We start from the raw sequence: 15553 nt of genomic DNA, 5'->3' as shown, positions 1-15553 counted from the left end.
TAGTAGGCGGAAGCCCGCGACCCCGGTAACCCAGGGGCGGCCCCTATGAGCTCTGGGAGAGCGGCGCCTCCCACGCCAGCCGCCACGTGATCGGCCCGACGATCCCGTCGTCGTCCACGCCCTGCTGGCGCTGGAACCGGCGGCACACGTCGCGCGACTCGTCGCCGTACGAGCCGTCCACGGCCAGCTCCCAGCCGCGCTCGCTCATCCGCCCCTGCCAGGTGCGCACGTCCTGCCCGCGCAGCACCGGCGGGTACTTCAGCAGCCGGCCCGGGAACGGCGGCGCCGTGGACCCGTCGGCCGGCGACGGCCTGGGGGCGCCGCGCCTGACCCAGGCGTAGAGCGGCTCGCCGGGGCAGTCGGTGGCGTAGCCGTCGCGGTGTCCCTTGATCTCCTTGCCGGCGTGGCCGCGGTCGCGTACGTACTGGACCGCGTCGAGGATCGCGTGCAGGATCCCGTCGGGCGGCTGGACCAGGCCGGAGTTGCCGACCAGGCCGAGCACGGCGTAGTGGCCGGCGTTGAGCCCCGGGCCGTTCGCGGCGGGCAGATGATGCAGCCCGCGCCCCTCGAACACCTTCTTGTGCGGACAGGCCACGTAGGAGTATCCGATGTCGATCCAGCCGTTGCCGTCCATGTGGTAGCCCTGGATCGACCGCACCAGGGCCACGCAGCCGGCGTGGTCGGACACGATGCCCGGCTCCACCCTGCCGCCGGTGTAGTGGACTTTGACTCCCTTGGCGGAGTCTAGCTGTGTGTAGTCGCCGCGCGGCGCGCGGGCGTTCCAATCGCGCCGTAACACCAGGTCGATGGCCACCGTGAGCTCCGAGGGTCGCTGTCGGGACGACCGAGCGTAACGCGGGGAACGCGGACTGGTCCTGGAGATCGGGGATTTGGTCTACGGTCTGATCACCCGCTGCTCGGTCACGATCGCGCTGATCAGATCGTGCGGCGTCACGTCGAACGCCGGGTTCGCCACCCGCGTCCCCTCCGGCGCCAGCCGGACACCCCGGACGGTCACGACCTCGTCCCCGTCACGGTCCTCGATCTCGATCTGGTCGCCCGAGGCGGTGTTCTGGTCGATCGTGGACTCGGGGGCGACGACGACGAACGGCACGCCGGCCCGTTCGGCGCCGAGCGCGAGCGCGTACGAGCCGATCTTGTTGGCGGTGTCGCCGTTGGCGGCGATGCGGTCGGCGCCGATGAGCACCGCGTCCACCTCGCCCTTGGCCAGCAGGTACGGCCCCGCCGAGTCGGCGATGAGCCGGTGCGGCGCGCCCATCCTGGCCAGCTCCCACGTCGTGAGCCGGGCACCCTGCAGCAGCGGCCGGGTCTCCAGCACCAGCACCTCGGCCAGCCGCCCGCGCTCGTGCAGCGTCTGGACGACGCCGAGCGCGGTGCCGCGTTCGACGGCGGCCAGCCCGCCGGTGTTGCACACGGTCATGATCCGCAACCGCTCGCCTTCGAGCAGGTCGGCCCCGCGCTCCCCCATGGCCCGGCAGGCGGCGATGTCGTCGTCGCGCACGCGCAGCGCGGCGGTCAGCACGGCCTCGCGGCCGGCGGGCAGGTGGGCGGCGACCCGGTCGACACCCCACGCGAGGTTGACGGCGGTGGGCCGGGCGGCGCGCAGCTCGGCGATCTGGTCGGGGTCGCCGTCGGCCAGCGCGACGCCGAGCGCCCCCGCCACGCCGAGCGCGGGCGCGCCGCGCACGGCCAGCCGCCGGATGGCGTCCACGAGCTCGCCCACGGTGTGGATGCGCAGCATCACGCACTTGTCGGGCAGCAGGGTCTGGTCCACGAGCTCGACGGCGCCGTCGACCCAGTCAATCGTCCTCACAGGGCAAACGCTAGCTCAGCGGCGGCCGGCGGTCGGCGTTGAGCCAGCGTTGAGCGGCGCTGAGCCAGCGTTGAGCGGTGTTGGGCGGCGCTGGGCGGTGTTGGGCGGTGCTGGGCGGTCAGCGTTCGGCGAGGACGATCACCGAGTCCCGCTGCCCCAGGACGATGGGGACGTTCTTGTCGGGGTTCAGGACGATGCCGTAGTGGGGCGGGTCGTTGCGCGCCGTGGCGTTGCGGTAGCCGATGGCGGTCTCGCCCCTGCGCCGCGCCGACTCCACGACCGTGGAGAACGACACCCGCGTGCCCGTCTTCACGTAGTCGCCCGCCGGGCGCGGGTAGATCTCCGAGCCCTGCGAGTCGAAGAGGTAGCCGAACACGTCCGCCAGGTGCCGGTTCTCGGCGAGCTGGGCCAGGAGCAGGCCGATGACGGTGTCGCTGATCACGATGTCGTCGGCCTCGGTGACCTCGGCCAGGGCGCGGTTGTTCTCGTCGTGCATCTCGCTGACGATCGAGTAGTGCTCGCCGAGCGTGCTCTGCATGTCGCGCAGCTGCAGCAGCGTCATGAGCGTGCGCGTGTCGGAGTGGTGGGCGTCGAAGCGGTCGTCGGAGAGCACGATGACGTGCTGGAACAGGCCCACGCCGAGCGACTCCAGGGCGAACCTGTCGGTGGTGTCGCAGTCCTTGACGTTCACGGTGAGGTTGCGCAGGCCCGCGAGGTTCGTACCGGCCTTGGGGTGGTCGGCGGCGACCTCCAGGACCGAGCCGGGGGCGACGTAGCCGTCGAGGTAGCGGACGATCTGCTCGGCCCGGCCGTTCCAGTTGAGCAGGAGCGTGCGCTCGGGCTCGGTGGCCGCCTTCCCCGCCACGACGATGGCCGCCTCGTCGAGCGACGGCTTGCCGGCGGCCAGGCGTACGTGGGAGTCGTCGTGCGCGATGACGATGACCTGGTCGTCGGCGGCGATGACGGTGTCCGCGGACGGGTTCAGCACCACGCCGGAGGGGCGGCGCAGGCCGATCACGGAGGCCGTCTGGTAGGCGTGCAGCGCCTCCCCGTACGTGACGCCCACCAGCTTCTTCGGGGTGCGCAGGTAGATCTCGCCGCCGTCGAAGTTCAGCAGGTCCATGCAGACCACGGACATGCCGGACTGGCGGGAGGACTGCACGATGAGCCGGGAGGCGGTGTCGTCGGAGTCGACCAGGTGCACGTCCTTGCCGCCGGCCAGGCGGGCGGCGGCGATGTTGCGGCTGGAGGTGAGCCCGGCGACCACCGGCGGGTGGACCCCCTGCCGCTTGGCCAGGGCGAGCAGGATCTTGATGACGTGGGCGTCCGGGTCCTCGCCCTCGGGGGACAGCACGACGACGGAGCGGGCCGCGGCCAGGTTCATCAGCGCGAGGTCGCGCGGCTCGGTGGGCCGCCCGGTGCGGCAGACCAGCCGGGTCCTGCCGAGGCCCCCGACGTGCTCGCGGATGGCCTCCTCCATCTCCAGCTTGTCACGGTCCGCCAGTACGGCGATCACCGAGCCCTTCTGGCTGGCGTGCGCCTTGACCAGCTCGGCCACGATCGTGAACACCTGGTCCGACCAGCCGAGCACCACCGTGTGCCCCGACTCCACGATCCGCGAACGGCCCCTGCGCAGGCGGTCCACCTTCTGCTTGAGACCGTTCGACAGCAGGCCGACGAGCATGCTGACGATGAACAGGCCGCCGAGCGAGCAGACGAACATCACGGCCATGTACGCGAGGGAGCCCTTGTCGCTGGCCACCTTGCCCGGGGTCAGGGCGTGCATGAGAGCGATCCAGAGCACTTCCCCGGCATGCCCCACGCCCTCGGGCTCGTTGGGCGCCAGCCACATCGTGAGCCCGGCCACGATCACGATCAGCCCGACCGACGCCACGGCCAGCCAGCCGATCAGCGACACCGTGCCCCTGGACATGGTGTTGTCGAACCAGTACCGCGCCCGTTCGCGGAACGTGACCTTCGACACTTCCCCGATACCTCCGCATAAGGAGTGATTTATCCCAACGACACAAGGTACCGGTGGATCTTCGCGTCCGCAGGGCGACAGGTAACGTATCGGCCATGGTGAACCCCCTCACCCCCGACGATCCGGCGTCGCTGGGCGGGTTCCGCCTGGCCGGGCGGCTCGGCGAAGGCGGGCAGGGCGTGGTCTACCTCGCCCACTCCCCGGCCGGCGAACCGGTCGCGATCAAGCTGCTCAGCGCCGGTGACCAGCAGACGCGGGCCCGGCTGGCGCGCGAGCTCGACGCGCTGGAAAGCATCGCCTCCTTCTGCACCGCCCGCGTGATCGAGGTCTCGACCGGCGGGCCGAGGCCGTACGTGGTGAGCGAATTCGTGGACGGCCCCTCCCTGGCCGACCGGGTGCGCCTGCGCGGCCCCCTGCGCGGCGGCGACCTCGAGCGCCTCGTCGTCGGCACGGCCACCGCGCTGGCGGCCATCCACGCGGCCGGGGTCGTGCACCGCGACTTCAAGCCGTCCAACGTGCTGCTCGGTCCCGACGGGCCGCGCGTGGTCGACTTCGGCATCGCCCGGGCCGAGGGGGCGGCGACCATGACCTCTGGGCTGATCGGCACGCCCGCCTACCTGTCGCCGGAGCAGATCGGCGGCTCGCCCGCCGCGCCGCCGTCCGACGTGTTCGCGTGGGCGGCGTCCATGGTGTACGCGGCCACCGCGTCGAGCCCGTTCGGGGCCGACACCGTGCCCGCCGTACTGAACCGGGTGCTGCACGCCCAGCCGGACCTGTCGCCGCTGCCGCCACGGCTGCGCGAGGTGCTCGCGTCCTGCCTGGCCAAGGATCCGGCGCGGCGGCCCACGGCGCAGCAGCTGATGGTCTCCCTGCTCAACCCCAACCGGCCACCACCCGCCACCCCGTACGCCACGGGCCCCCACGGCCCGCCTCCCGCCCCCGGTCTCCGCCCCGACGGGCAGCCCACGGGGCCCCAGGCTCCGGCGGGAACGACGGCGGGGACGACTGCGCGGGCGGTCCGCTCGCGGGGCCTGCTCATCGGCGCCGTGGCGGTGGCGGTGGCCCTGACCGCCGTCGCCACCACGGCCGTACTGCTGAACTTCTCCCCCGCCACGAGCACCGAGCGCCCGCAGTCGACCACCGAACCCTCGCCCACGGAACCCGTGACGCGGCAGCATGAGTCACCGTCGGAGTCGAGCCCCGACGAGCAGGGGGAGTCATCGGCCGGCCCGGCCCTGAAGATCCCGGCCGCCTTCGAGGGGGACTGGTCGGGATACACCACCAGCACGAACGTGATGGACACCGACGGCGCCGAGAACAGGGTGAAGCTGGAGGAAGGCGCATCCACGGCGGCGTGGACGGAGAAGGACCAGGACGACGACTGCAAGGGCACCATCGCCCTGACCAAGGTCGAGGAGCGCCGGCTCACCTTCCACCTGGGCCAGAACGAGGGCGGCTGCATCGCCGGCACGATCACCCTGGACATGACGGGCGACGGCCTCACCTATACCTGGCGGGACGTGCCGGGCCCCGGCATCGTCACGCAGACCGGTACCCTCAAGAAAAACTAAGCGTATTCCCAGCCAAAACCCTTCGACATCCGGCGCCGAGACGGAGATCATTAACAATATGTCTGTTATCAGGGAGGTGCCGTTCCCCAGTCCGGACTCCGCCGAGCTCCCGATGAACATCTGGATCGACGACGCCGATTCCGCCATCGACGTCATCGACGCGCTGGCACTGTCGCCGTTCGCGACGGGCGCGCAGCCGTGGTCACGCCTGGCCAATCTGGAGCGCGTACGCCCTGACGCCACGCTCGCCCCCGCCGGCGGGCGCGTGATGCGTACCGCGCGGGTCGAGGACGGCTCGGAGTCGCGGCTGATCTGCGGCGACGGGTGGACCCTGCGGGTCGTACGCCACCGCAACCGCACCGCGACCGTCAGCGTGACGGCGGTGGACGAGGACCTGGCGAAGTCCGTGCTCGCGGAGAGCATCGAGGGCGCCGAGGAGGCCGCCCCGGACGTCGACCACGTCGAGATGGGCTTCTGGTGGCGGGGCATGCACGGCGGCACCCGCTCGGAGAAGCCGATCACGGCGCAGCCCTGGGACGAGATCAGCCCGAACTACTCGGCCAAGGTCCGCCCGGCGCTCGAACGGCTCATGTCGATCACCCCGGCCGACGTCAACGGCCGCCTCATCCTCCTGCACGGGGAGCCGGGCACCGGCAAGACCACGCTGCTGCGCACGCTGGCCAAGCAGTGGCACGGCTGGTGCCAGGTGGACTGCGTGCTCGACCCCGAGCGCCTGTTCAACGAGCCCGGCTACCTGATGGAGGTGGCCGTCGGCTACGACACCGACGAGGAGGCACAGCGCTGGCGGCTGCTGGTGCTGGAGGACTGCGACGAGCTGATCAGCTCGGGGGCGAAGGCCCAGGCGGGGCAGGGGCTGTCGCGCCTGCTCAACCTGACGGACGGCCTGCTCGGGCAGGGCCGGGACGTCCTGGTGGCGATCACCACGAACGAGGACCTGGCCCGCCTCCACCCCGCCGTCGTCCGGCCGGGCCGCTGCCTGGCGCAGGTCGAGGTGGGGCCGCTGAGCAAGGAGGAGGCGGTCACGTGGCTGGGGTCGCCGGAGGGGGTGGGGCCGTCGGGGGCGACGCTGGCGCAACTGTACGCGCTGCGCGCCGGCCGCGAGATCACCCCGACCCCCGGCGACGAGTCCACGGGCCTCTACCTCTGACCACCCGCCCCGGGCCGGAGGGCTGAACGGCAGCCCACCCCGGCCCCCTCACCCCGGCCCCCTCACCCCGGCCCCCTCACCCCGGCCCGCTGACCCGCTCACCCCGGCCCGCCCGCCGCGGCCGCGACCTTGCGGCCCGGGACCCGCACGCCACGGCCCTGAGCGACCGGGCAGGGCCGGGCCGGGGCCGGAAGGTGCCCTGCGCCCCACCACCGGCAGACCGGGATCGAGCGGGGCCACCACCGGCGAACCGGGATGGCGAACCGGGATGGCGAACCGGGATGGCGAACCGGGATGGCGAACCGGGACGGCGGACCGGGACCGGACGGGTCTTACGTGAGGTAGGTGTGGAGTCGCCGGGCCTCGCGGACGAAGTTGTTCGACGCCCGGCGTTCCGCGACCTCCGCCACGCAGGCCGGCACCCCTCGCGCCTCCGCCCACCGAGCCGCCCGCAAGGCGAACACGAGCCCCTGCGTGTGCCGGGTGTGCGGCCGCTCCCCCGGCCCAGGCAGGAACACGGCCAGGAACCCCGTCATGACCCGCCACACCTCCCGGTGCGCCCCGAGCGCGGCCGCGCTCTCCAGGGTCTCGAACACCGGCCCCGGCTTGAGCTCCGTCCGGCGGACCAGCAGCGCGAGCTGCCGCCCCACCTGCTCGGCGTCGAGACCCCCTCGAGCGGCCAGCTCCACCAGGGGCCGTGCCCGCTCCTCCGGATCGGCCGACCAGGACCGGTCGGCCGCGAAGTACGCCAGCACGAGCGCGACCGCCTCCCCCGCCGGCCCGTCGGCCAGCGCGAGTGCCCATGCCAGGGGCGGCTGGACCCGGGCCCGCTGCCACCGCTCGATCAGGTGCGGCACGAGATGGGCCGCGACGGCCTCCCGGTGCGACGGCATCAGGTACGGCCACCAGTGCATGTACCCGCCGTGTTCCTTCAGCCGATGCTCGGCGGACCCACCCAGCAACTCCCGGACCAGCGGCAACCCCCCGCCCGCGACCCCACCGCCCGACACCTCGCAGCCCGTCAGGCCAACATCCGTCAGGCCGGTATCCGTCAGGCCAGCATCCGTCAGGCCAGCATCCGGCAGGCCAGCATCCGGCAGGCCAGCATCCGTCAGGCCAGCATCCGGCAGGCCGCCGTCCAACGAGCCACCGGCTACCGGGGGCGTGATCCGGAGGCGTGGCACCAGTTCATAGACCAGCGTCCCGCCGGTTTCGCGGTCGTCGCCGTACACGTGCCTGTCGCCGTACCCCGGTGCCCCCGCCGGCGGGTAGTACCACCAGGCGATCTCCGTGGCGGACTCGGGCCGCCCGCCGCCCATCCAGCGCGCCGCCGCCCGGCCCGCCTCCGAGGTGAGCCCCGCCGCCCGCGCCACCACCTCGGGTGCGATCTCGCGCGGCAGCCGTAGCAGCGCCTGCTGCAGGTCGGCGGGCAGGGCCTCGACCCCCGCCCGCTCGTAGCCCGCCAGCCGCTCCACCAGCTCCCCGGCATCCAGGTGGCCGGTCGCCCCGGTGGGCTCGGCCAGCAGGTACGGCGGGAGCGCTCCAGCCGGGATGGCGTCGTACACCTCGGCCCAGCGCCGCAGCAGGAACAGGTGCGGCCCCGGCACGTCCCCGGCCTGCGGCAGCCACGACGACCCCCGCGGCCCCACCGCCTCACCGGCAACGGCCCCGGCGCCCGGCACCACCAGCCGCGCGATCTCCTGGCACCACTGCCAGACCTCCACCCACGGGCGCGCGGGCGGATCCGGGAGCGGCCGTCCCTCTGCCAGCCGGGCCGCGAGCCCCTCCCGGTCGCGACCGTGGAGCCGCACCACCCCGGCCAGCCACAGCTCCGCGGCCTCCCACCGGGCCGCGGCGGGGCGTGGGTCCAGGTCGGCCGCCATCCGGAGCGGCGGTGGGAAGGGCTCGGGGCGGAGGGGTTCGGGCAGCGGCGACGGCGTGAACCCGTCGGCGTCCCGCTGGTCAGCGCCCGCCTCCCCGCCGAACACCGCCGCCAGCGTCTCCCCGAGCTCCTGCGGCAGGACGCCGATCGTGTCCCTGATCGCCTGTGCCCCGACCGGCGTGAACCGCTTGGCGTGCTTGACCGCCATCCGCACCGCCCGGCCCTGCACGTCGGCGGACTCGCAAGCGAACGCGTACCCCAGCGCCGGGGCCAGCTCGTCGAGGTCGGCCCCGGGGTCCCGGGCGACCGCGTCGAGCCAGGTGAGCCCGGCCGTCAGCAGCTTGCGCTCGCCCCTGGACAGCAGCGCCCGCACCGCCTCGGTCACCTCATCGGGGTCGAGGGTCTCGAGCCGGCGCAGGTGCCTGAGCGCCGCCTCCGCGACGACCCCGGGCGCGGCGGGCAGCAGCCGCAGGTAGTCGTGGCGTCGCTTGATCACCTCGTCGTACATGGGCGAGAGCAGCTCGTGCAGCCGTACGAAGAAGCGCAGGTCGGTCGCCTGCCCGCCGCGCAGGAAGCGCCGCAGGCACCCGTCGAGCAGCAGGTCGCGCCCGATCCGGCCCTCGCTCTCCAGCTTCCCGAGCGCCGCCAGCCAGCTCCGCGGCGGGGGCGGGTCGGCGCGCTCGTCGCGCAGGACCAGGCCGACGCCCTCCGCCTCGAACAGCCGGGGCAGGAGGTGGTCGAGCAGCCGGTCCTCGCGCAGGGTGGCCGCGATGGGCGGGTGCCCGGCCCAGGCCACCACCAGCGGGTCGTGCTCGGGCGGGGTGGCGCCGGTGCGGCGCAGCATGGCCAGCACCAGGCCGGCCATCGGGTCCCGGCCCCCGCGCCGTCGCGGGGCGGGGCGGAGCTTGAGCGCGGCGCGGGTGGCGAAGTCGGCCTGCCATTCGGCCGGGCGGGCCGCCAGGACGCGTTCGAGGACGGCCGGGACGGCGGCGTCGTTCCAGCCGTCCTGGAGGTCGCGGCGGTAGAGCCAGGAGACGACGGCGGCGGCGCCGCCGATGGCCGCCGCCCCGGCCACCCGCAGCGGGCCGGCCCAGCTCTCGCCGGGGACGGGGACGGACGGGGAGTTCCACGGGGCGTCCCACCGCCAGCGTTCGTGCTCGTAGACGGTGCGGCCGGCGCGCTGCGCGGCGCGTACGTACTCCCGCCACGCGGCCTCGCTCTCGCGGGCACGCCGGCTCTCGCGGGCACGCCGCCGCGCGTCCGCGCGCTCCTCCGCCACGGGGATGTGCCCGGGCAGCGCGGCGGCCACCTCGCGGCGGGCCCGCTCGTCGAGCGCGAGCACACGGTCGGCCACCAGGTCGAGGTCACCGGTGTCGATGGCCGCCACCACCGACTCCCACGGCGTCCCCCCACCGGACCCGATCGGCCCAGCTGCCCCGGTCTCCCCGCCACCCGCGCCCAAGACGCCGGCCGGCGTCACAGTGTCGCCTCCACCGCCACCCGGGCGGCGATCCGGGCCGCCAGCACGTGCTTGCACGGTCCGCGCGACCCCCGGTGGTCGAACCACCACGGGCACGTGCACTCGCCCTCGGCCACCCGCACCCGGCGCACCCCGCCGTCGGTCGTCACCTCGGCCTCGTCGCCGGACAGCAGCCGCACGGCCCCCGAGTCCGCCAGGGCCCTGGCCGCCGTGAGGCGCGGGTTGAGCTGGGCCACCTGGTCCTTGTCGTAGGGGAGCTCGCGGTGGAAGTGGGCGGCCTCGTGCAGGTCGTAGCCGACCCGGCCGGCGGTGCCGAGCTGGGTGAGCGCCGCGCGTACGCGCTCGATGGGCAGCCCCGAGCGGTCGGCGAGCAGGCCGAGCTCGACGGTGGGCTCGAAGTTGAGCAGCATGCCCACCACGTCGGCGTCGCCCGCGGCCTCGTCGGTGGCCAGGTCCTCCAGGACCTGGCCCTCGCCGGAGAAGCCGCGCGACGGCTGGGGCGAGACGGCCAGCGTGTAGCGCATGCCGGGCAGCTCCAGCTCCCACGCGCCGGCGGTGGAGGAGCCGTCGGCGCGACCGTAGACCCGCAGCGCCTTGGCGAACCTGAGCAGCGGCATCAGCGTGGCCACCCGTCCGGTGCCCGCCAGGCACACGCCGCCGCGCGCCGCACCGGAGGACAGGCGCAGGTCGCGGCCGGCCGGCACGGCCCAGACGGTGGAGCGGGCGCCCCGGGGCAGGGAGCGCAGGAAGCGTACGGCCTGCGGCCCCGCCAGCTCGGCCCGCAGGTCCCACCCGGAGGCCATCACCTGCACCTCGGCGAACCCGCGCAGCCACCGCGTCGGCAGCGGCACCTTCTTCTCCACCACCGCGCCGTCGAGCGTGGTGACCGTCAGCTCGTCGGGCCCGACGCCCAGGTGGAGCGGGTCCCTGCCGCCCACCCTGGCCAGCGCCTCGCGCAGCGGGCCGTTGACGTCGACGTTGGTCGTGCCCCGGTCGAGCACGTCGCCGTCGAGCTCCAGCACGTCGAGCCGGGCGTAGACGCCGCCGCACGCCGAGAACGACTCGAACCTGAGCCGCCCGCCGTCGCACGTCACCACCGGGTCGCGGGTCCAGCCGGGCCGGGGCTGGTGGTAGCGGGCGAGCGCCACGTCGGCCACGGCCAGCAGTCCCGCGGCGGCCGGGGCGGCCTGGGAGACCAGCCCGCTGAAGAACCTGGGGTGGGTCTGGGGGCCGGATAACGCGGTGCCACCGGAGGTCGAGAGCCCGAGCTTGCCGTCGGCCAGCACGGAGGGCCCGGCGTAGGAGTATGCCTGCACTGCTGAAGTCATGCCCCGAACCATAGAGATGATCACTGACACAATCGGGCCGGTACGTAAACCATCCGATGTGCGACATGGAGTGCGAAACCACAATGTGCCTGGTGCTCACCGTCGATCTGGCCCGCGTCGCCTTCGCCCGCTTCGCCGTACCCGAAGGGTCCGCGGGCGGCGAGGCTGGCGAGTGGACCGGCGAGGAGCAGGTGATCGGCTTTCCGGCCACCCAGATCGTGCCGTCCTGGACCGCGCGCACCCCGCCCGGCTCGTGGATCGAGGTCGCGCTGCGCGCCAGGACCGCCTCCGGCGGCCTCACCAAGTGGTACGTCATGGGCCGCTGGTCCGAGCACGGCGATCCGCGCACCTCGGTGCCCGGCCAGGGCGACGAGGACGGGGACGTGGCGGTGGACACGTTCGTGGCCAGGCGGCCGGTGGTGGCCTACCAGGTGCGGGTGACCCGGCACGGCGACGGCGCCCGGGTGACCGGGCTGGGGGTGATGGCCTCGGCGCTGCCGCCGCGGGCGCCCGCCCCGAGCGTCCCCGGCACGGGCGGGGCCGTGGAGCTGGCGGTGCCCCGGCACTCGCAGCACGCGCACGCCGGGCACCACCCGCGCTACGACGGTGGGGGCGCCAACTGGTGCGGCCCCGCCTCGGTGGCGATGGTGCTGGGCTTCTGGGGACGCGGCCCGGAGCCCGGCGAGCTGGGCTGGGTGGGCGACGACGATCCGGCGCCGGCGGTCGACCACGCGGCGGCGGGCACGTACGACGAGAGCTACCAGGGTACCGGCAACTGGCCGTTCAACGTGGCCTACGCGGGGCGGTACGGGCTGTCCGGGTTCGTCACGCGGCTGCGGTCGGCGGCGGAGCTGGAGCAGTTCGTACGGGCGGGGATCCCGGTGATCACGTCCCAGTCGTTCAAGGCGCACGAGCTGCCCGGCTCCTGCTACTCCACCAACGGCCACATCCTGGTCGTCACCGGTTTCACGGCCGGGGGCGACGTCATCGTGAACGACCCCGCCGCGCCCGGCGACGCCGAGGTCCGCCGGGTCTACCCGCGGGCGGCGTTCGAGCACGTGTGGCTCAGGAGCTCGGGCAGCGGCGGCATCGCGTACGTCGTTCACCCGCCCGAACTCCCTCTTCCTCCTTGTACCAACGGCAATTGGTGAACTGATGAGCATTCGACCGATCGACGTGGCCCGTACCGACGGCGGCCCCCAGTGGGTGGAGGCGGTGGCCACGCCCTCCGGTGTCGAGGTCTGGTGGGACGAGCCGCGCCCGCACGAGGGCGGCCGGCGCTGCGTGGTGCGCCGCCTGCCGGACGGCTCCCGCGTCGACGCGCTCCCCGAGGGCTGGAACGCCCGCAACCGCGTCGTCGAGTACGGCGGCCGCTCCTGGCGCCCGCTGCCCGGGGGCGGCCTGGTCTTCACGAACTGGGCCGACCAGCGCCTGTACCGCCTGGACGAGCACGAGCCGGTGCCGCTGACCCCGGCGGGCCCGTCGCGGTACGCCGACCTCTACCTCCCGCCGGGCCGGGATGAGGTGTGGGCGGTCAGGGAGACCGGCGACGTGCGGGACCTGGTGGCGGTGCCGCTGGACGGCGGCCCGCTCAGAGTCATCACCAAAGCCCAACATTTCCTGATGAACCCCCGCATTTCCCCTGACGGCCGATATGTCTCCTGGATCGGCTGGGACCACCCGAACATGCCGTGGGACGGCACCGAGCTGTGCGTGGCCCCGCTGCGCGAGGACGGCACGGCGGGGCCGTACGAGGTGGTCGCGGGCGGCCCGAGCGAGTCGGTGGCCCAGGCCGAGTGGCGTGACGCCACCAGCCTGTACGCGGTCACGGACCCCACCGGCTGGTGGAACGTGCACCTCGTCCCGCTCGACGGCTCCCCCGCCCGCAACCTCGCCCCGATGGAGCTGGAGTTCGGGGCGGCGGCCTGGAAACCGGGCCTGACCTGCTTCGCCGTCGCCGAGGACGGCCGCCTGGTCGTCGTCTACGGCACCGCCGACCACCGCCGCCTGGGCGTGCTCGACCCGGAGACCGGCGACCTCCGCGAGATCGGCGGGGCGGCCACCCACTGGTCCTCGACGGTCTCGGTCGCGGGAGGGCGGGCGGCGGCCGTGGGGGCGACGCCGTACACGCCGCTGGAGGTCACGCTCGTCGGCCTGGCCGACGGCGCGCACGAGGTGGTGTCGGCGCGCAAGCCGCTGCCGGACCGCGCCCTGCTCCCCACGCCGGAGACCGTGACGATCGAGGGCGTGCACGCCCACCTCTACCCGCCGGCCGGGGCGCAGGGCCCCGGCCCGTACGTGATCTTCGTGCACGGCGGGCCGACCGGGAACCTGCCGATCGTGCTGGACCTGGAGATCGCCTACTTCACCAGCAGGGGCATCGGCGTGGCCGTGGTGAACTACGGCGGGTCGACCGGCTACGGCCGCGCCTACCGGGAGCGGCTGCGCCACCAGTGGGGCGTGGTGGACGTGCAGGACTGCGCCAGGGTGGCGCGCGGCCTGGTCGAGCTGGGCCGGGCCGACGCCGCCAAGCTCGCCATCCGGGGCGGCAGCGCGGGCGGCTGGACCACGGTGGCGGCGCTCGTGCACAGCGACGTGTTCGCGGGCGGGGTCGCGCACTACGCGATCACCGACCCGGAGAGCTGGGCGGCCGAGACGCACGACTTCGAGTCGCGCTATCTGGACGGCCTGGTGGGCCCGCTGCCCGAGACGCGGGAGCGCTACACCGAGCGCTCCCCGCTCCTGAACGCCTTCCGGGCATCGGGCCCGTGCCTCATGCTGCACGGCCTGGAGGACGCGATCGTGGATGTGGGCCAGGCCGAGCGATTCACCGCCGAACTGGACAAGCATGGCAAAGAGTGGGCCTTGCTCACCTTTCCCGGCGAGCAGCACGGCTGGCGCAGGGAGGAGACTATCGTCGCGGTGCTGGAGGCCGAGCTGGCCTTCTACGGGCTGATCTTCGACATGGAGACGCCCGGTGTGCCGCCTTTGACACTTAAGGGGAGAGCATGAAGAGCGTTGCCGAGATCTGCTCGGACCTGATCAGGTTCGACACCACGAACCCCGGCTCCGGGGAGCGCCCGGCCGCCGAATACGTCGCCACGCTGCTGGCCGACGCGGGGCTGGAGCCGGTGGTGTTCGAGTCGGCGCCGAAGCGGACCACCGTCGTGGCCAGGATCGACGGCGACTCCCCCGACGCGCTGCTCGTGCACGGCCACCTCGACGTGGTGCCCGCCGACCCGGCCGAGTGGCTGATGCACCCGTTCTCCGGGGAGATCGTGGACGGCTGCGTGTACGGCCGGGGCGCGGTCGACATGAAGGGGTCGTGCTCGATGACCCTGGCCACCGTGCTCGGCATGCTGGCGCGGGGCGAGCGGCCCCGGCGCGACCTGGTGCTGGCGTTCCTGGCGGACGAGGAGGCCACCGGCGACTACGGCTCGCGGCACGCGGTGACCGAGCACCGGGAGCTGTTCGACGGCGTGACCGAGGCGATCAGCGAGTCGGGCGGCTTCAGCGTCGCCTCCGAAGGGCACCGGGTGTACCCGATCGCGGTGGGCGAGCGCGGGACCGCCTGGATGAGGCTGACCGCGGACGGCGTGGCCGGCCACGGCTCCCGGCCGCCCGTGGACAACCCGGTCGCGACGCTGGTGCACGCGCTGTCGCGGGTGGCCTCGTACCAGTGGCCGGTACGCCTGACGCCGTCGGTCGCGGCGCTCGTCCGGAGCCTGTCGGAGATCACCGGGCAGCCGATCGACCTGGACCGGCTGGACGCGGAGGCGGCCCGGCTCGGGCCGCTGGGCAGCCTGTTCAAGAGCCAGATCCGCAACTCGGCGAACCCGACGATGCTCGACGCCGGGTACAAGGTCAACGTCGTGCCCTCGACCGCCTCGGCGCACGTGGACGGGCGTTACCTGCCGGGGTTGCAGGAGGAGTTCCTGGAGACGATCGACGAGCTGCTCGGGCCGAAGGTCACCCGCGAGTTCGTCAACCTGGAGGAGGCGCCCGACGCGCCGTACCCGTCGGCGTTCTTCGACGAGCTGGCCGGCTCGCTCGTGGCCGAGGACCCGCTGGCCAGGCCGGTCCCGTACGTGATGGCGGGCGGGACCGACGCCAAGTCCTTCGCCCGGATCGGCATCAAGGGGTACGGCTTCGCGCCGCTCATGCTCCGGCCCGACCTGGACTACTTCGGGATGTTCCACGGCAAGGACGAGCGGGTGCCGGTCGAGGGCCTGGAGTTCGGCACCCGGGTCCTCACCCGCCTCCTCACCTGACAGCCCCACCCGACCGTGGGGGCGGGCGTCACGCG

At 73.8% G+C, this 15553-nt stretch carries 10 protein-coding genes; 5 read left to right on the top strand and 5 right to left on the bottom strand.

The genetic code is table 11. The features are described 5' to 3' along the window. Positions 1-43: 43 nt before the first annotated feature. From ACBJ59_RS07870 to ACBJ59_RS07860, 3 genes are all read right to left on the bottom strand, one after another. Positions 44-814, bottom strand: a complete 771-nt coding sequence (locus ACBJ59_RS07870) for an N-acetylmuramoyl-L-alanine amidase (protein WP_375109468.1) — start codon at positions 812-814, stop codon at positions 44-46. A gap of 81 nt (positions 815-895) precedes the next feature. Further along, a complete protein-coding gene (gene mtnA / locus ACBJ59_RS07865) occupies positions 896-1834 on the bottom strand; it encodes an S-methyl-5-thioribose-1-phosphate isomerase (RefSeq protein WP_375109467.1) in 939 nt (312 codons plus the stop codon). A 118-nt stretch (positions 1835-1952) separates the two neighbouring features. Then, entirely contained in the window at positions 1953-3818 is a 1866-nt protein-coding gene (locus ACBJ59_RS07860) for a TrkA C-terminal domain-containing protein (protein WP_375109466.1), read from the bottom strand. A gap of 95 nt (positions 3819-3913) precedes the next feature. On the opposite strand from ACBJ59_RS07860, the gene ACBJ59_RS07855 reads away from it, so the two are divergent. Both ACBJ59_RS07855 and ACBJ59_RS07850 read left to right on the top strand, forming a co-directional pair. Further along, the gene (locus tag ACBJ59_RS07855; protein ID WP_375109465.1) at positions 3914-5389 is read left to right on the top strand and encodes a serine/threonine-protein kinase; all 1476 of its coding nucleotides are present in this window, start codon (positions 3914-3916) and stop codon (positions 5387-5389) included. A gap of 58 nt (positions 5390-5447) precedes the next feature. Further along, positions 5448-6557, top strand: coding sequence for a DUF5925 domain-containing protein (locus ACBJ59_RS07850; RefSeq protein WP_375109464.1), 1110 nt, complete (start codon positions 5448-5450; stop codon positions 6555-6557). A gap of 332 nt (positions 6558-6889) precedes the next feature. Here ACBJ59_RS07850 and ACBJ59_RS07845 read toward each other — a convergent pair whose 3' ends face one another. Beyond that, complete coding sequence (locus tag ACBJ59_RS07845) at positions 6890-9826, bottom strand: DUF6493 family protein (protein ID WP_375109463.1); 2937 nt, start codon at positions 9824-9826, stop codon at positions 6890-6892. An 89-nt stretch (positions 9827-9915) separates the two neighbouring features. Further along, positions 9916-11247, bottom strand: a complete 1332-nt coding sequence (locus ACBJ59_RS07840; RefSeq protein WP_375109462.1) for an SWIM zinc finger family protein — start codon at positions 11245-11247, stop codon at positions 9916-9918. An 83-nt stretch (positions 11248-11330) separates the two neighbouring features. Between ACBJ59_RS07840 and ACBJ59_RS07835 the strand changes: the two genes are divergently transcribed. From ACBJ59_RS07835 to ACBJ59_RS07825, 3 genes are read left to right on the top strand one after another with little or no spacing between them, the layout of a single operon-like run. Beyond that, entirely contained in the window at positions 11331-12398 is a 1068-nt protein-coding gene (locus ACBJ59_RS07835; RefSeq protein ID WP_375109533.1) for a C39 family peptidase, read from the top strand. Positions 12399-12402: 4 nt separating this feature from the next. After that, complete coding sequence (locus ACBJ59_RS07830) at positions 12403-14259, top strand: prolyl oligopeptidase family serine peptidase (RefSeq protein ID WP_375109461.1); 1857 nt, start codon at positions 12403-12405, stop codon at positions 14257-14259. Further along, positions 14256-15518: a M20/M25/M40 family metallo-hydrolase gene (locus ACBJ59_RS07825; protein WP_375109460.1), complete on the top strand. Its 1263-nt coding sequence runs from the start codon at positions 14256-14258 to the stop codon at positions 15516-15518. Before ACBJ59_RS07830 ends, ACBJ59_RS07825 begins: the two co-directional genes overlap by 4 nt. Positions 15519-15553: the final 35 nt, after the last annotated feature.

This window comes from Nonomuraea sp. MTCD27, assembly GCF_041950495.1.
Lineage (GTDB): Bacteria > Actinomycetota > Actinomycetes > Streptosporangiales > Streptosporangiaceae > Nonomuraea.
This window is presented reverse-complemented; position numbering and strand designations above follow the sequence as displayed.